Raw genomic sequence first — 16,410 nt, 5'->3', positions numbered from 1 at the left:
TTGCCGGGTGCGCGGGGGCTCCTAGCTGGAGTAGGCGCTGTTCTCGTGCACGTAGTCGTGGGTGAGGTCGTTTGTCCAGATGGTGGCCTCGGCGTCGCCCGCCTGCAGGTCGATCTCCACCAGCACTTCGCGCGGCTCCAGGTCCACGAGGGCCCGGTCGTCGCCGATGCTGCCGTTGCGGCAGATCTGGATACCGTTCATGGAGACGTTGAGCTGGTCAGGTTCGAAAACGGCGTCCGTGGTGCCGACGGCGGAAAGCACACGTCCCCAGTTCGGGTCTTTGCCGAAGATGGCGGCCTTGAAGAGGTTGGAGCGGGCCACGGAGCGGCTGACGGTTACGGCGTCGGCCTCGCTGGCGGCGTTGAAGGTGCGGATGGCGATGTCGTGGCTGGCACCTTCTGCGTCGCCGATCAGCTTCCGTGCGAGCTCGGCGCATACCTGGGTGAGGCCCGAGCCGAAGGCTTCGGCGGACGGCACCGCGCCGGAGGCGCCGGAGGCCAGCAGGACCACAGTGTCATTGGTGGACATGCAGCCGTCCGAGTCGGCCCGGTCGAAGGTGACGCGCGTGGCGTCGCGGAGGACGACGTCGAGCATCTCCGCCTCCACCAGGGCGTCCGTGGTGAGGACCACCAGCATGGTGGCCAGGCCCGGTGCGAGCATGCCGGCACCCTTGGCGATTCCACCGATGCTGAATTCCTGGCCGTCCGCGTCGGTGCCGATGAACAGCGCGGACTTGGGCACTGAGTCGGTGGTCATGATGGCGGTGGCCGCGTCGGGTCCGCCGTCGGTGCTGAGGGCAGCAGCGGCCGCCTCCACGCCGGGAAGGATCTTGTCCATGGGCAACTGCTCACCGATCAGCCCGGTGGAGCAGACAAAAACATCCGTGGCCGAAATACCCAGCACTTCGGCCACTTTTTCGGCCGTACTGTGGGTGTTCTGGAAGCCGGTGGGCCCCGTGCAGGCGTTGGCACCGCCGGAGTTGAGGATGACGGCGTCCACGCGGCCGTCCGATACCACCTGTCGGGACCAGTGGACCGGGGCCGCAGCCACGCGGTTGCTGGTGAACACCGCGGCGGCAGCCTTCGCGGGGCCGTCGTTGACCACCAAAGCAAGGTCCGGGTTGCCCGACGCTTTCAATCCGGCGGTGACGCCGGCGGCCCGGAATCCACGGGGTGCGGTAACTGTCACGGGGCTACTCCCTGCAGGTCAAGGCCGGCGGTTTCTGCCAGGCCGAGTGCGATATTCATGGACTGGACGGCGCCGCCGGCGGTCCCTTTGGTGAGGTTGTCGATCACGCAGGTGACAATCACCCGGCCGGTGTGCGCATCGAAGGCAAGCTGCATGGCAGCGTGGTTCGATCCCTGGACGGACTTGGTGGCGGGCCACTGACCTTCGGGCAGGACGTGCACAAAGGGTTCGTCGTCGTACGCCTCGGTCCACGCCTGGCGCAGCTGTTCAGCAGTGGTATCCGGCTTGACCCTGGCGGTGGCGGTGGTGAGGATCCCGCGGCTCATCGGTGCGAGGGTGGGTGTGAAGGAGACCGTCACCTGCTCCCCTGCCGCATTCGACAGGCCCTGTTCGATCTCTGGGGTGTGCCGGTGTCCGCCGCCCACGCCGTAGGGGCTCATGGATCCCATCACCTCGGAGCCGATCAGGTTCACTTTCGCTGCCTTGCCCGCGCCCGAGGTGCCGGACGCGGAAACAATCACGACGTCGTCGGGCTCGAGGAGGTGGGCGGCGAACCCTGGCGTCAGGGCCAGCAGGGCCGACGTCGGGTAGCAGCCGGGCACGGCGATGCGGCTGGCGCCCTTGAGGGCTTCACGCTGGCCGGGCAGTTCCGGCAGGCCGTAGGGCCAGGTGCCGGCGTGGGCTGAGCCATAGAATTTTTCCCAGGCCGCCGGGTCCTCCAGGCGGTGGTCGGCGCCGGCGTCGATCACCACTGTCCCCTCCGGAAGCTGGGCCGCAATTTCGGCAGAGGCACCGTGCGGCAGTGCGAGGAAGACAACGTCGTGGCCGGAGAGGTTCTCCACCGTGGTGTCCTCCAGGATGCGGCTGGACAGCCCGTGCAGGTGGGGCTGCAGCTCGCCCAGTCGTGAGCCGGCGTTGCTGTGCGCTGTGATTGCCCCGATGGTCACATCCGGGTGGCCCGCCAGGAGGCGGAGCACCTCTCCGCCGGCATAGCCGCTGGCGCCTGAGACTGCAACAGAAATAGTCATGGGTCCACCTTACAGCAAAATTATTCACTAGTACCGATATTTATGCATCGTGGGTTGATAACGCGGGCTTAGCTTGAAGAGTCTTTAGGATGGTTCCGGCAGCCGGGGCTGGAAAGGCCGGGCCCGGGGAAGGAGAGCCATGACGCATGCCATCGTCGCACGCCAGGCAGGCGGCCCGGAAGTCCTTGAGTATGCGGACGTGGACCGGCCGGTTCCGGGTCCGGGCCAGTTGCTGGTCAAGGTGGCCGCAGCGGGAGTGAACTTCATTGACACCTATAAGCGCAGCGGCACTTACAAGGTCCCGTATCCCTTCACCCCCGGATCAGAAGCCGCCGGCACGGTGGAAGCGGTGGGCGACGGAGTTACCGGGTTCGCCATCGGCGACAGGATCGCCACAGCCGAGGGCATCAACTGTTACGCCGATTATGCGCTGGTGGACGAGGACGCCGCGCTGCCCGTACCCCCCGGGATCGATGACTTCACCGCCGCCGCGCTCTCCCTGCAGGGCATCACGGCGCACTTCCTGATGAACTCAACCTTCAAGGTGGAGCCAGGGCATACCGTGCTGCTGCACGCGGGCGCCGGCGGTGTAGGACTGCTCCTGACCCAGATGCTCAAAGCCAGGGGCGCGGAAGTCATCACCACCGTTTCCAGTGACGAAAAGGAAGAGTTGGCGCTGGACGCCGGCGCGGACCACGTGCTGCGGTACGAGGGTTTCGCCGAACGGGTCAGGGACATTACCGGCGGCACCGGCGCCGACGTGGTCTACGACGGCGTGGGAAAGGACACCTTTGACGGCTCACTTGCCGCACTGCGCGTCCGTGGAATGCTGGTGCTCTTCGGAGCGGCATCAGGACCGGTCCCGCCCCGTGGATCCCCAACGCCTGAACTCCGGCGGATCCTTGTTCCTGACCAGACCCACCATTGCGCACCACCTGAGGGATGCGGCGGAACGCCGCTGGCGTTCGGACGAGGTTTTCGCCGCCGCTGCAGATGGCAGCCTCAAGGTCCGGATCGGCGCCCGCTACCCCCTGTCGCAGGCCGCCCAGGCGCACCGCGACCTGGAAGGCCGGCGCACCACCGGCAAGGTTGTCCTGGTTCCGTAAGGCACCGTAGCTGGACAAACGGGAAAGATCCCCGCCGCCAGGATCAATTCATCCTGGCTGTGGGGACCTTCCGTTTGTACCGTGTCTACTTCCCGGCTACCGCTGGACTGCCCCAAACCGCTCGGCGGCCAGGGCAACGGCGCTTTCGCGGGCTGCCGACGCTTCGTCCGCGGTCAGGGTGCGGTCATCGGCGCGGAACCGGAGGCCGAAGGCCAGGGATTTTTTGCCTTCCTCGATCCCCTTGCCGGCGTAGACGTCGAAGAGCGCAACATCTTCCAGCAGCTCACCGGCACCTTCGCGGAGTGCGGCCAGTACGTCGTCGGCCGGCACCTTGGCAGGAACTACCACCGCCACGTCCTGGGTGGCCACCGGGAACGTGGAGATGTGGCGTGCCACAATGACGTCCGGCGCAGCGTCAAACAGTGCGTCGGCGTTGAGCTCCAGGGCCACCGAGCGGGCCGGCATGTCCGACGCTGCGAGCAGTTTGGGGTGCAGCTCACCGGCGTAGCCCACCACTTCGCCGGTGCGGAGGGACAACCGGGCAGTACGGCCGGGGTGGAATGCCTGGTGGCTGCCCTGGCTGACCACCAGCTCCACGCCCAGGACGTCGCCGGCGAGCCGGGCAATGTCCAAAGCGTCAGCCCAGTCCCACACACGCGGGGCGTGCCCGGCGGCGGCCGGTGAATCATGTCCCGTGAGGACCACGGCGAGGTGGAACGGCTGGGCGGGGACGCCGTCGTACAGTGCATCCAGCACCTCATCGGCGGGCTTGGCGCCCAGCGGCGGGATTGACGCGGTACCCATCTCTTCGGCGGGCAGGAACACCAGGCCCGCCTCGAAGAGGGCGAGGTCGCGGAAGCCGCGGGAATGGTTCCGCTTGGCCACCTCGATGAGCCCCGGCAGGATGGAGGTGCGCAGGAATCCCTGCTCCTCACTGATCGGGTTGGCCAGCTTGACGGCGCTTCGAAGTGTGCCTTCTTCAGCAGTGCCGAAGGTGTCATTCGCCGCCTTGGAGACGAACGGGTAGGCCAGGACCTCGGTGAGGCCCGCATCAGCCAGGGCCTGGATCAGGCGGCGGCGCTGCTGCTGCACGCGCGTGAGGCCGCGGCCTGGAGGGGCCACGGGAAGCGTGGCGGGGATCTTGTCATAGCCCACCAGGCGCGCGACCTCCTCGGAGAGGTCCTCCTTGGTCTCCAGGTCGTGGCGCCAGCTGGGGGCAGTGACGCTCCAGCCGGCGTCGTTCTTCACCACGGCCGCGCCCAGGTCCTCGAGGGACGTGACGATCTGCTCTTCGGTGAAATCGATGCCGATCCGGGCAGCGGCGAAGCCTGCCGGAAGGTGAATCGTCACGGAGTCCGGGGCGGTTCCGACGTCGGTTCCCGCCTCGTCTGCCGTGCCGCCGGCGAGTTCCACGAGGAGGTCCACCACGCGCTGGGCGGCGATGCCGGCCACCTGCCAGTCGACGCCGCGCTCGAAGCGCTTGGACGCCTCCGACGGCAGCTTGTGGCGGCGGCGGGACCGGCCGATGGACACCTCGTCGAAGTGCGCGGATTCCACCAGGATGTTGGAAGTTGTGTCCCCCACCTCGGTGGCTGCCCCGCCCATGACGCCGGCGATGCCGATGGCGCCGGAATCATCGGTGATCAGCAGGTCCTCGGGGTCGAGGCTGCGCTCCTTGTCATCCAGGGTGGTGATCTTTTCGCCGGCCGCGGAGCGGCGCACCACGATCTCCCCGGACAGCTTGTCCAGGTCGTAGCAGTGCGTGGGCTGGCCAAGTTCCAGCATCACGTAGTTGGAGATATCCACCGGCAGGGAGATGGAACGGATACCGGCCAGGCGGAGCCTGGAGGTCATCCATGGCGGGGTGGGCCTGGTGGCGTCCACCCCACGGACCGTCCTGGCCACGAACCGGTCGCAGCCCGGCTTGCCGTAGATGGGGGCGTCATCGTTGAGCTTGACGCCGTAGCCGCCGGAGAGTTCCGCGGGGGCGCTGACGCGCGACGCCGGATCGGTGAACGTGGTACCAGTGGCGTGCGCGTACTCGCGTGCCACGCCACGGAGGGAGAAGGCGTAGCCGCGGTCCGGGGTGACATTGATTTCGGCGGCTTCGTCGTACAGGCCCAGCAGCTCCATGGCATCGGTGCCGATTTCCGGGTCCAGGCCGATGCGGGAGAGCACCAGGATGCCGTCGTGGTCGTCGCCGATGCCCAGTTCGCGGACGGAGGCGATCATGCCCGCCGAGAGGTGGCCGTAGGTCTTGCGGGCAGAGATGTGGAAGTCTCCGGGCAGCACGGCGCCCGGCAGGGTGACCACCACCTTGTCGCCTTCCACGAAGTTGTGGGCGCCGCAGATAATGCCCTGCACGCCGGACGGGTCGATGCCCTCGCCGGTGAGCGTCTGCTCCTGCCCTTCGGGGACAACGCGGACCTGGCACCAGTTGATGGTTTTGCCGTTGGTCTGCGGTTCCTTGACCAGGCTCAGGACCTGGCCCACCACGACGGGACCCTTCAGGGTGTCCGTGGGACGGTGCACGTCCTCTTCTTCAAAGCCGACCTTCACCAGTTCGGCCATTACGTCTTCGGCCGTTGCTCCGGCCGGTACCTCCGCGAATTCACGCAGCCAGGAAATAGGGATACGCACTGTTAGATCTCCATCCCGAAGTGCTCGCTGAAACGTACATCGCCTTCGATCATGTCGCGCATGTCGCCGACCTCGTTGCGGAACATCAGGGTCCGCTCGATGCCCATGCCGAAGGCAAAACCTGAGTAGACGTCCGGGTCGATGCCCGCGGCGCGGAGAACGTTGGGGTTGACCATGCCGCAGCCGCCCCACTCGATCCAGCGCGGTCCGCCCTTGGCGCCTGGGTGGAAGATATCGAGCTCGGCGGACGGCTCGGTGAACGGGAAGTAGTTGGGACGCAGCCGGATCTGGGCTTCGTCGCCGAACATCTGCCGCGCGAAGTGCTCAAGGGTGCCGCGGAGGTCCGCCATACTGAGCTTTTTGTCGATAGCCAGGCCCTCGAACTGGTGGAACACCGGCGTGTGCGTGGCGTCCAGCTCATCGGTGCGGAACACCTTGCCAGGGCACAACACGTAAATGGGAAGCTCGCGTTCCAGCATGGAGCGGACCTGCACCGGAGACGTGTGCGTGCGCATCACGAGGTGGGCCTCGGGGGGCTCCACAAAGAAGGTGTCCTGCATTTCGCGGGCCGGGTGGTCCGGCTTGAAGTTCAGGGCATCGAAGTTGAACCATTCGGATTCCACTTCGGGACCCTCGGCGATTTCCCAGCCCATGCCAACAAAGATGTCCGCCACGCGGTCCTGCAGAGTGGACAGCGGGTGCCGGGCACCGGCACGACGCCGGCGGGGGGCGGCGGTGACGTCAACCGTCTCTTCCAGCAGGATCCGGGCGTCGTTTTCGGCTTCCAGCTCTGCCGTGCGGTCCGCGAGCGCCTTGTTTACCCGCCCGCGGGAGGCGCCCATGAGCTTTCCAGCGACGGCCTTTTGGTCCTTGGCCAGCTTGCCGATTTCACGGTTGGCGAGGCTCAGCGGCGACTTTTCACCAGTGTGCGCGAGCCTCACCGCCTTCAGCTCATCAAGGGTGGCCGCGCCGGCGATGGCGGCGATGGCCTGGTCTACAGCGGCAGTAATGGCGGCTTCATCCGTAGGGTTCGGGATGGCGGCGCCCGGCAAAGTTTCAGTCATCTACTGTTCTTAGCTACGAGTCGTGGCTGCCGGTGAACAGGCAGCCTGCGCGGTTTCCCGGCGGCTCGTCCGTCACTGGCAGGTCATGGATGAATGACCCTAATTCACGTGCAAATATCGGTTCATTCAATGACCAGGTCAGGGCATACCGGAAAATCCGGCGGCCACTGCCCTCCAGTCTAATTGAACGTCCGGCTAGCATGGCCTCATGACACCACGGGAGCCATGGGCGCTTCGGGGGCCCCTGACAGTTCCGCAGGTGCTGCGGCTGGCCGCGAACGCTGCGAACGGCAGCACCCTCCTGGGCCTCGCCGTGGCAGGACTTGCGCGGACGGAGCTCCGCCGGGGTCCCCGGGGGCTCATCATGGCCGGTGGCTACCGGTGGCGGGTGCCGTTTGCGCACGCCTACACCCTGGGCAATGTGATGCTGTGCCGCAGCACAGCCGAAGACCTGCTGTCACGGCCCGCGCTCCTGGGACACGAGGAAAGGCACTGCAGCCAGTACGCCTGGTGCCTGGGACTGCCCTTCATTCCGCTGTACCTGGCAGCCGCCGGGTGGTCGGTGCTTCGCACCGGCAATCCGGGGACCGGCAACATCTTCGAACGGCACGCGGGGCTCGCGGCCGGCGGGTACCCGCTGCGCAACAGCCCGCCCCGTCCCCGGCGCCGCCACCTGCCCGGGATGGCCGGCCCTTCCGGAATGGAGGCGTGACCCATGCCAACGGAAGCTGAGGGATTCACTGACCCGAGCAGGCCCGGTGAAGGGGGCAGCGTCGTGGGGCAGGACGGCCCTCAGTTCGACGGCGGGGCCGCCGGGACTGTCAGCGTCACCGGAACCGGGGCGGCGGAAGCTGCCCCTGACCTGATGGTGGTGTCCATCGGGGTGGAATGCCGCGCCGAATCGGTCGAGGCGGCATGGTCCCGGGCCGGGAGCAGTTCAGACACCGTGGCGTCAACGTTTCGGCGGCATGGCGTCGCCGGCGGGGACATCCGAACCACCGGACTGAACGTCCGGGCAGACCTCGTCTGGCGGGAGGGCGAAGGCCAGAGTGTCACCGGATACGTCGCGGCCAGTACCCTCACCGTCAGGCTGCGGGCCCCGGGTTCTGCCTCGGCAGTGATATCCGACGCTGTGCAGGCCGGCGGAAATGACGTCCGGCTTAATGGCCTTGAACTGACCTTTACGGACGACGCCGAGGTCCGGGCACGTGCGCGGGAAGCCGCATGGCTGGACGCACTTAGCTCGGCCCAGCAGTTTGCCCGCCTCGCCTCCGGCCGCCTGGGCCGGGTCCTGTCCATCACGGACACCGTGGCGCCCCAACCTCCGGTCCCGCTCCCCCGGATGCAGCGCGCCGTCTCAGTGGAAGCGCTCTCGGTGGAAGCCGGGGAAACCTCAGTGAGTGTGGCCATCAGGGTGGTTTGGGAGCTTGAAGCTTGAGTTTGCGTCTCATTGGTGCGGTCGGAGGCCCGCTCGGAGCACTGCCAGCTGCTTGACTTAAGTTCGAACGTATATTCGAATGGAACCCATGAGATGGGACGCCCAAGCACTGATGCAGCCGCCGGCAAATACAGCCGCCGGTGATGCCGCTCCTGCACTCCTTCCCCTGGCGGGGCTGGTCCGGTCGGTCACCACACCGGAATTTGCGGGCATCACCTTTCATGAGGTCACCGCCAAATCGGTGCTCAACAAAGTTCCCGCAGGCTCGCGCATGCCGTTTGAATGGACCATCAACCCTTACCGCGGGTGCAGCCACGCCTGTGTCTACTGCTTCGCCAGGAAAACCCACACGTATCTCGATTTCGACGCCGGGCGGGACTTTGACAGCCAGGTGGTGGTGAAGGTCAACGCGGCGGAGGTCCTCCGGAAAGAGCTGGCCAAGCCATCCTGGGGCCGGCACCAGGTAGCCCTCGGCACCAACACGGATCCGTACCAGCGCGCCGAAGGGCGCTACCGACTGATGCCCGGGATCATCAACGCCCTGGCCGAGTCCGGCACTCCCCTGTCCATCCTCACCAAAGGAACCTTGCTGGCCAGGGACATTCCGCTGTTGAAAAGTGCTGCTACCCAAGTGCCGGTAGGCATCGGCATCTCGCTCGCCATGACTGACGAAGCATTATCGGAAGCCATCGAGCCCGGCACTCCGGGACCCCGGGCACGGCTCAAGCTGGTCTCACGGCTTCGCGACGCCGGCCTCCCCTGCGGAGTCATGGCCATGCCCATCCTGCCCTGGCTCACGGACAGCGACGAAGCACTCGACTCCCTTTTTGCGTCCCTTGCTTCTGCTGGGGCCACCGGCGTGACTGCCGGCGCACTGTACCTGAAGCCTGGCGGCACCAGGGAGTGGTTCATGAAGTGGGTGGCAGCCAATCATCCTGAGCTCGCGGGCCGTTATCGCCGGCTCTATGCCGGCTCCTACGCCTCCAAGGAATACCGGGCATGGCTGGCCGGCAGAGTCCGCTACTTCAAAGCCCGGTACGGTTTCTCTGATTCGTCGGGCTTCAGCCACCGCGATCTGGACGATCCCCGCGGCGAGGAAGCGGAGTACCCCGCAGGCATTATTCCGGCCACCATACCCGCAGGGGCCGCCGCCAGTGCAACGCCGGCAACGCAAGCGACCCTCTTCTAGGCAGGGCAGGGCAGGTCAGGTCAGGCCTGGGAAGGGCAGGTCCCGGCGGTACAGGTTCACGGCAGCAAAGGTCCCGGCAGTACAGGTTCAGGCCAGCGCAGGTCCCGGCAGTACAGGTTCAGGCCAGCGCAGGTCCCGGCAGTACAGGTTCAGGGGCACGGTCCCAGGAGTGCAGTTTCCAGAAGTGGGATTTTACGGGCGCCCGCACGCCGCCGGCACGCTGAGCGCGGCCAACAATTCCCGAACGATCGGGAAGTCGGCGGGAATCCAAGGCAGGCCAAGCACCTCGTCCCGATCAGCCAATGACACCCACCGCAGTTCGTCATGGTCCTCGAGGGGCTCCGGCTCACCCTCCAGGATCTCTGCGAACCAGACGCGCATACTGGCCCGGTCATTCAGAGGCCAGCCATGGGGGGAATGCGCCGGAAGCTCAGCGCCGAGGCGCACCTCGATTCCCAGCTCTTCGCCCAGCTCACGGCACAACGCCGCCTCCGGTCCCTCGCCCGGCTCCACTTTACCGCCCGGGAACTCCCAGAGGCCGGCCAGCTTCTCGGGGGCACTGCGGCGCGCCACGAGCAGCATGGAAGGTTGCGCAAGGCTGTCCACTACGGCTCCGCCCACCACCTGTATCAGTCCAGTCACCGCCCCATTCTATGAGGGACAATGGGAAGGCCCGGGCGCTCACTTCCGTTTCCGGGAATACCTGCGCCGAACCGGGGGTTGTCCCGGTGGTCCAGGCCTCATCCAGCCCCACTGCCGTGGCTGCAGCCCACCTTGTATCTCCAGCATTCGAAAAGCAGGCACATGAGCAGCGTCGTACAGTCCGCCACGGCAACCCGCACCACCGCCCCCAACCTCGCCATGGCCATCATTGCCCTCGCCATGGGCGGGGTGGGAATCGGCGTCACCGAGTTCACCATGATGGGCCTGCTCAAGGAAGTTGAACAGGGCCTGAACATCAGCACCCCCGAAGCCGGGCACCTCATCTCCGCCTACGCGCTGGGAGTGGTGGTCGGCGCACCGCTGCTGGCCGCCGTCGGCGCCAAACTTCCCCGGAAGAACCTGGCCCTGGGCCTGATGCTGTTCTTCACCGTGGCCAACCTGGCTTCCTTCCTGGCCCCCGATTACGGAACCATGCTGGTTTCACGTTTCGCGGCCGGGCTCCCACACGGCGCATTCTTTGGCGTTGCCGCCGTCATCGCCGCCTCGCTGGTGCCGCCCACCCGGCGCGGATGGGCGATCTCCATGGTGATGGCGGGCCTGAGTATCTCCAATGTCATTGGTGTTCCGGCAGCAACCTGGGTGGGCCAGACCTACGGCTGGCGGCTGCTCTTTATCCTGGTGGGCCTGCTTGGAATGCTGACCCTGGTGCTGATCTGGCGGTTTGTTCCCTTCCACGAGGCCCATCCGGATGCCAGCATCCGCCGCGAACTCGGGGCGCTCAAGCGGCTCCAGGTCTGGCTTGCCATCCTGATCGGCATCGTGGGCTTTGGCGGTTTCTTTGCCACCTACACCTATATCTCCCACACCATGACCCACGTTGCCGGCCTCCCCTCCTCGCTGATTCCACTGGTGGTGGCCCTCTACGGGCTGGGCATGGTGGCCGGCAACATGGTGGGCGGCAGGCTCGCGGACGAATCCGTAATGGGCACGCTCTACAGCGTGCTGCCGGCCATCGCCGTGGCCTTGGTGGTGTACGCCATCGCCGCGCACTGGCCCTGGTCGGCCCTGGTGATGGTGTTTGTGGTGGGCGCTTCCGGATCCATGCTCATACCGGCGCTGCAGACCCGCCTCCTGGACGCCTCCCCCGACGCACCGTCCCTGGCGTCATCCCTGAACCACGCCGCCCTGAATGTGGCCAACGCACTGGGAGCATTCCTGGGCGGGCTCGTGATCGCCTGGGGCTGGGGCTATGTTGCCCCCGCCCTGGTGGGCGCCGGCCTGGCCATCCTGGGCCTGGGCGTTGCCGTCACCAGCGGCCTGCTGGAGCGCAAAAAGCCGCTGGCCGCCTGATGTGAGGCAGCCAGCGGCTGCCTGGCGTTGATGGTCTGGCCGGGCGCGGTCAGGGTCCCGGTGCTGCGGCAGCAGGTTGATGGCCGGCACCTGCTGCATCGGAACGGTGCAGGTCCGGCTCCAGGTAGATCACCCTGGCAATAGGCACCGCTGAACGGATGCGTGACTCGGCGCTATCGATTTCCCTGGCGATCTCTTCGCCGGTGGCGTTGCGGTTGATGGCGATCTTGGCGGCCACCAGCAGTTCCTCCGGCCCGAGGTGCAGCGTCTTGAGGTGGATGATCCGGCTACCGTCCGCCTCGATGGCTTGCGCAATACGCTCCACGTCATCCTTGGAAGCTGATTCACCCAGGAGCAGGGACTTCGTCTCCAGGGCAAGGATCACGGCAATTGCCACCAGCAGGAGGCCGATCATGCCTGTGCCCGCAGCGTCCCAGAGTCCGTTACCAGTAGCAAGCGTCATGCTGACGCCCACGAGGGCGAACGCCAGGCCCAGCAGCGCCCCCAAATCCTCGAGCAGGATGACGGGCAGTTCCGGCTGCTTCGCGCTGCGCACAAACTTGGCCCAGGACTGCTGTCCGCGGAGGTGGTTCGATTCCTTGATGGCAGTCCGGAACGAGAAGGATTCGGCGGCGATCGCCCCCACCAGAACTGCCAGGGGAACCCACCAGAAGTCGCCCTCGATGGCGTGCGGATGCTGGAACTTCTCCCACGCCTCATACAGGGCAAAGAGGCCGCCGACGCTGAACAGCACGATGGACACAATGAAGGCGTAGATATACCGCTCGCGGCCATAGCCGAAGGGATGCTCCGGGCTGGCAGCCCGCTGGGACTTCTTGCCGCCAACCAGCAAAAGCATCTGGTTGCCGGAGTCCGCCACCGAGTGGATGGCTTCGGCGAGCATCGACGACGAACTCGTCAGGAAGTACGCAACAAACTTCAGGAGGGCGATGGTCAGGTTGGCGGCAAGAGCCGCAATAATCGCCTTTGTACCGCCACTTGCAGCCAATGGGGTTCACCTCATTTATGGTTTGGGAACACACTCAATCTGCGGATCCTGCCTCGGCTCCGCCCATAGTTACCGTACCCTCCCCCTTTGCAGACACGCACCAGCGACAGGCCATAAGCCTGCTGACAACCACGGGGCCCTATGTTAGCTTGAACCTCATCGGGACGGTTTATCCCGGTCACTATAAGGAGGAGACATGGGTTTTCTTGCTTGGATTATTCTCGGCCTCATCGTGGGGGCCATTGTTAAAGCCGTGATGCCCGGCAGGGTGGGCGGCGGTTGGGTCACCAGCCTTGTTCTGGGTGTGGTTGGCGCAATAGTAGGCGGCTGGATCGGCAGCCTGCTCTTCAACAAAGGCGATATGGCCTTCTTCGATCTCGGCACGTGGATTCTCGCCATCGTAGGCGGCCTGGTGGTTGCCGGCATCTACGGTGCCATCACCGGACGCGGCAAGGCAACACGCGCGCCCTGAGTTCCCGGTAAATTTCCGTTTCACACAAGCGAGGGCTCCGGTTGATCCGGGCCCTCGCTGCCGTTGGTACCCGGATTCAGCTACCTCGGCAGGGCTGCCGGCAGGTGCTGGGAGCGCGCGCTGGCATAAAGGCAGACGGTGGCAGCGGTGCCGAGGTTGAGGCTTTCCGCCGCCCCGTATACCGGCACCGCCACCCGGTGGTCGGCCAGGTCAAGCTCGGACTGGGACAGCCCCTGCGCCTCGTTGCCGAAGAGCCAGGCGGTGGGTTTTTCCAGGTCATACTCCGACGGGGTATTGTCCCCCGTCAGGCGGCGGCGGGCGTTCTCGTCCTGCAGCGCGTCCAGGTTGAGGGAACCGTACCCGTCTGCGGCGAGGATGCCGATCCCCCGGGCCCGGCAGGCAGCGGTCAGTTCGGTGACGTCCGCGCCCAGCACAACGGGAAGGTGGAACAGGGAGCCCGCCGTCGAACGGACCGCCTTGGGGTTATAGATATCCACGCTCGAGCCGGTAAGGATGACGGCGTCCGCTCCCGCCGAGTCCGCGGCGCGCAGGACCGTTCCGGCATTCCCCGGGTCCCTGACCTGGCAGAGTACGGCGATGAGGCGCGGGCCGGCGTCGAGCACTTCCTCAAGTGCCACATCGACGAACCGGCAGACGGCAATGATGCCCTGCGGGTTGACTGTGTCCGCCATAGCGGCCAGGACCTCGTCGGTGGCCAGCCGCGCATTGCTGCCTTCGGAAAGTTCTTCGAATTCCGGGAATTTGTCCAGGCAGGCTTCACTGGCGAACACCTCGGTGACAACACCAGGGGCTCCCCCGGCGAGGCGCTGTTGATGGAGCTTCAAGGCTTCGCGTACCGCCTGCGGGCCTTCAGCCAGGAACTGTCCGCGCTTTAAACGGGCCGGGCGCCCGGCAAGTTTTGCCACATCCCTGACCCGATCAGCTCGGGGGTTGGAGAGTGGAAAATCCTGCGGGCGCCCGGTTTCGTTCATATAGGAAACTTTAGTGGCTAGGGCCACCTGTTCCTGAACTGCCCCTCCTGGGAGGGAAGGCATCAGCTGCTAGGCCGTGGCAACCTTCTTGGCGGAGGTGTCAGCGGGCAGCGAGTCCTTGGCAACCTGGACCAGTGCGGCGAAAGCGTTGGCGTCGGAGACAGCCAGCTCGGCCAGCATGCGGCGGTCAACCTCAACCTCGGCGGCCTTCAGGCCCTGGATGAGACGGTTGTAGGTGAGGCCGTTGGCGCGGGATGCAGCGTTGATGCGCTGGATCCAGAGGCGGCGGAAGTCGCCCTTCTTCTTCTTGCGGTCGCCGTAGCTGTACACAAACGAGTGCAGCAGCTGCTCTTTGGCCTTGCGGTACAGGCGTGAACGCTGTCCACGGTAGCCCTTTGCGCGTTCAAGGATAACCCGGCGCTTCTTGTGGGCGTTGACCGCCCTCTTCACACGTGCCACGTGCGTACTCCTTCGAAATTCTGATCCCAAGCATCTACTGCCGGATTTCCGGCGGCCTGAGAAGGCTTTTTGGCAGGTGACTTACACCAGGTGGTGCCAGTCAAAGAACTTGGAAATTAGATGCCGAGCATCTTCCGGATGACCTTGGCGTCGCCCTTGAAGACGATCTTGTCGCCGGCAAGGCGGCGGGTCAGCCTGGAGGACTTGTGCTCGAGGTAGTGGCGGCGGTTGGCCTGCTGGCGGCGCAGCTTGCCGCTGCCGGTCAGCTTGAAGCGCTTCTTAGCACCACTGTGGGTTTTCATCTTCGGCATGGGAACCGATCTCCTTACGTATCCGCAGGCGGGGCCTGCAGTTCTATCGCGCAGCTGCCCCTGGGGGCGGCGTGCTGGTTGCGGACTGCCGGAGGGCGACCTCCGGCAGCTGTGAACTAAGTGGTCTTCTTACCAGCGGGCTTCGGCACTGCCTTGGGGGCAGGGCGGGCAGCGGGCTTGGGTGCAGCTGGCCTGGCCACCGGCTTCGGCGGAGCAGGGACTGCTGCGGGCTTCGGCGCCGCGGCTGCCGGCTTGGCGGCTTCGGGCTTTGCCGCGGCCGGCTGGGGAGCCGGTGCAGCAGCCTTGGGTGCGGCAGCCTTGGGAGCTTCCTGCCTCGGAGCCGCAGCCTTGGGAGCTTCCTGCCTCGGAGCCGCAGCCTTGGGGGCTTCCTGCTTGGGAGCTTCCTGCTTCGGGGCTTCCTGCTTAGGAGCTTCCTGCTTCGGGGCTTCCTGCTTAGGAGCTTCGGCTGCCTTGGCCGGAACTTCTTCAGCAGCAGGTTCGACGGCGGGTGCCGCCTCCTGCACGGGAGCCTCAGGCGCTGCTTCCGGTTCCGTTGAAACCGTGAATCCCTCAGGAAGCAGGTCCGCGAGGGACTGCGTCAGGGGTGCCTGGTCGTCGCCGGACACGTCGATGCGGCCAGATGCCTTGGCTTCGTTCTGTGCCTTCGCTTCTGCCCGCTGCGTGGCGCGGCGTGCTTCGGCCTTGGCCTCAGCCTTGTTCTTCAGCGGCCCAACCACCATGACCATGTTGCGGCCGTCGATGCGGGGACTGGATTCAACCACGCCGACTTCGGCGACGTCCTCGGCGAAGCGCTGGAGCAGGCGGATGCCCATTTCCGGACGCTGCTGTTCACGGCCACGGAACTGGATCATGGCCTTGACCTTGTCCCCGGCGCCGAGGAAGCGCAGTGCGTGCCCGCGCTTGGTCTCGTAGTCGTGGGTGTCAATCTTCAGGCGGAAGCGGATTTCCTTCAGAACAGTGTTCGTCTGGTTCTTCCGTGCTTCACGTGCCTTGACCGCGGCCTCGTACTTGTACTTGCCGAAGTCCATCAGCTTGCACACCGGAGGCTTCGCCTGAGGTGCAACTTCAACGAGATCAAGATCGGACTCGGCGGCCAGACGCAGGGCATCCTCAATACGGACGATTCCTACCTGTTCACCTGCAGGGCCGACCAGCCGCACCTCGGGGACGCGGATACGCTCATTGATTCTTGGCTCGCTAATGTTAAAGCTCCTGTGTTGTTGTGGGATCCGGAAAATAGGGAAGGCCCCCAATTGCCGGAGCAATCGAAGGCCTCAAAGACTGGGTGGGTGCGTCCAAAAAGGAACAGCACGTTTGGTGCCGGCGTATGCCGGTTCCGCTGCCAACCAGGTACCCGGCAACCTTGCGTTCCATAAAACTTCCGGAACAGCGGCTGACGCGGGTGGGAGAGAACTCCGCTTGCAAACTGCATGCCATTCTACAGAAAAAGTTCCCCACAACGCAGGCGTTGCTGGGAACC

At 65.6% G+C, this 16,410-nt stretch carries 15 protein-coding genes and 1 pseudogene; 6 read left to right on the top strand and 10 right to left on the bottom strand.

Annotation, left to right across the window (positions count from 1 at the left end):
• Positions 1-21: 21 nt before the first annotated feature.
• Positions 22-1,188, bottom strand: a complete 1,167-nt coding sequence (gene argJ, locus QFZ36_RS20490; RefSeq protein ID WP_306639010.1) for a bifunctional glutamate N-acetyltransferase/amino-acid acetyltransferase ArgJ — start codon at positions 1,186-1,188, stop codon at positions 22-24.
• Positions 1,185-2,216 carry an N-acetyl-gamma-glutamyl-phosphate reductase gene (gene argC, locus QFZ36_RS20485; protein ID WP_306639009.1) on the bottom strand — a complete coding sequence of 344 codons (1,032 nt, stop codon included), beginning with the start codon at positions 2,214-2,216 and terminating at the stop codon, positions 1,185-1,187. Before argC ends, argJ begins: the two co-directional genes overlap by 4 nt.
• A 139-nt stretch (positions 2,217-2,355) precedes the next feature.
• On the opposite strand from argC, the pseudogene QFZ36_RS20480 reads away from it, so the two are divergent.
• A pseudogene (locus QFZ36_RS20480) lies at positions 2,356-3,322 on the top strand (quinone oxidoreductase family protein).
• Positions 3,323-3,418: 96 nt separating this feature from the next.
• On the opposite strand, the gene pheT reads toward QFZ36_RS20480, so the two are convergent.
• Both pheT and pheS read right to left on the bottom strand, forming a co-directional pair.
• Positions 3,419-5,962, bottom strand: a complete 2,544-nt coding sequence (pheT, locus tag QFZ36_RS20475) for a phenylalanine--tRNA ligase subunit beta (protein WP_306639008.1) — start codon at positions 5,960-5,962, stop codon at positions 3,419-3,421.
• Between the two features lie 2 nt (positions 5,963-5,964).
• The gene (pheS, locus tag QFZ36_RS20470; protein WP_306639006.1) at positions 5,965-7,026 is read right to left on the bottom strand and encodes a phenylalanine--tRNA ligase subunit alpha; all 1,062 of its coding nucleotides are present in this window, start codon (positions 7,024-7,026) and stop codon (positions 5,965-5,967) included.
• A 208-nt stretch (positions 7,027-7,234) separates the two neighbouring features.
• Between pheS and QFZ36_RS20465 the strand changes: the two genes are divergently transcribed.
• The 3 genes from QFZ36_RS20465 to QFZ36_RS20455 all read left to right on the top strand — a co-directional run bounded on the left by QFZ36_RS20465 (position 7,235) and on the right by QFZ36_RS20455 (position 9,653).
• Positions 7,235-7,738: a hypothetical protein gene (locus QFZ36_RS20465; RefSeq protein WP_306639004.1), complete on the top strand. Its 504-nt coding sequence runs from the start codon at positions 7,235-7,237 to the stop codon at positions 7,736-7,738.
• A gap of 3 nt (positions 7,739-7,741) precedes the next feature.
• Complete coding sequence (locus QFZ36_RS20460; RefSeq protein WP_306639002.1) at positions 7,742-8,464, top strand: SIMPL domain-containing protein; 723 nt, start codon at positions 7,742-7,744, stop codon at positions 8,462-8,464.
• Positions 8,465-8,552: 88 nt separating this feature from the next.
• A complete protein-coding gene (locus QFZ36_RS20455) occupies positions 8,553-9,653 on the top strand; it encodes an Rv2578c family radical SAM protein (protein ID WP_306639000.1) in 1,101 nt (366 codons plus the stop codon).
• Positions 9,654-9,845: 192 nt separating this feature from the next.
• On the opposite strand, the gene QFZ36_RS20450 is transcribed toward QFZ36_RS20455, so the two are convergent.
• On the bottom strand, positions 9,846-10,295 hold the full coding sequence (locus tag QFZ36_RS20450) for a (deoxy)nucleoside triphosphate pyrophosphohydrolase (protein ID WP_306638998.1): 450 nt from the start codon (positions 10,293-10,295) through the stop codon (positions 9,846-9,848).
• A gap of 162 nt (positions 10,296-10,457) precedes the next feature.
• Between QFZ36_RS20450 and QFZ36_RS20445 the strand changes: the two genes are divergently transcribed.
• Positions 10,458-11,666 carry an MFS transporter gene (locus tag QFZ36_RS20445; RefSeq protein WP_306638997.1) on the top strand — a complete coding sequence of 403 codons (1,209 nt, stop codon included), beginning with the start codon at positions 10,458-10,460 and terminating at the stop codon, positions 11,664-11,666.
• Positions 11,667-11,715: 49 nt separating this feature from the next.
• Here QFZ36_RS20445 and QFZ36_RS20440 read toward each other — a convergent pair whose 3' ends face one another.
• Positions 11,716-12,675: a cation diffusion facilitator family transporter gene (locus QFZ36_RS20440; protein WP_306638995.1), complete on the bottom strand. Its 960-nt coding sequence runs from the start codon at positions 12,673-12,675 to the stop codon at positions 11,716-11,718.
• Between the two features lie 196 nt (positions 12,676-12,871).
• Between QFZ36_RS20440 and QFZ36_RS20435 the strand changes: the two genes are divergently transcribed.
• Entirely contained in the window at positions 12,872-13,147 is a 276-nt protein-coding gene (locus QFZ36_RS20435; RefSeq protein ID WP_142035319.1) for a GlsB/YeaQ/YmgE family stress response membrane protein, read from the top strand.
• An 80-nt stretch (positions 13,148-13,227) separates the two neighbouring features.
• On the opposite strand, the gene QFZ36_RS20430 is transcribed toward QFZ36_RS20435, so the two are convergent.
• The 4 genes from QFZ36_RS20430 to infC form a co-directional block, all read right to left on the bottom strand.
• The gene (locus tag QFZ36_RS20430; protein ID WP_306638994.1) at positions 13,228-14,139 is read right to left on the bottom strand and encodes a TrmH family RNA methyltransferase; all 912 of its coding nucleotides are present in this window, start codon (positions 14,137-14,139) and stop codon (positions 13,228-13,230) included.
• Between the two features lie 69 nt (positions 14,140-14,208).
• Positions 14,209-14,598, bottom strand: coding sequence for a 50S ribosomal protein L20 (rplT, locus tag QFZ36_RS20425; RefSeq protein ID WP_142035313.1), 390 nt, complete (start codon positions 14,596-14,598; stop codon positions 14,209-14,211).
• Positions 14,599-14,714: 116 nt separating this feature from the next.
• Complete coding sequence (gene rpmI / locus QFZ36_RS20420; protein WP_009358635.1) at positions 14,715-14,909, bottom strand: 50S ribosomal protein L35; 195 nt, start codon at positions 14,907-14,909, stop codon at positions 14,715-14,717.
• A 116-nt stretch (positions 14,910-15,025) separates the two neighbouring features.
• Positions 15,026-16,090, bottom strand: a complete 1,065-nt coding sequence (infC, locus tag QFZ36_RS20415; protein WP_373427059.1) for a translation initiation factor IF-3 — start codon at positions 16,088-16,090, stop codon at positions 15,026-15,028.
• Positions 16,091-16,410 lie beyond the last annotated feature (320 nt).

Origin of the sequence: Pseudarthrobacter siccitolerans, assembly GCF_030823375.1 — a bacterium.
Lineage (GTDB): Bacteria > Actinomycetota > Actinomycetes > Actinomycetales > Micrococcaceae > Arthrobacter > Arthrobacter siccitolerans_A.
The sequence above is the reverse complement of the archived record's forward strand: the minus strand, read 5'-3'. Positions and strand labels throughout refer to the sequence as shown.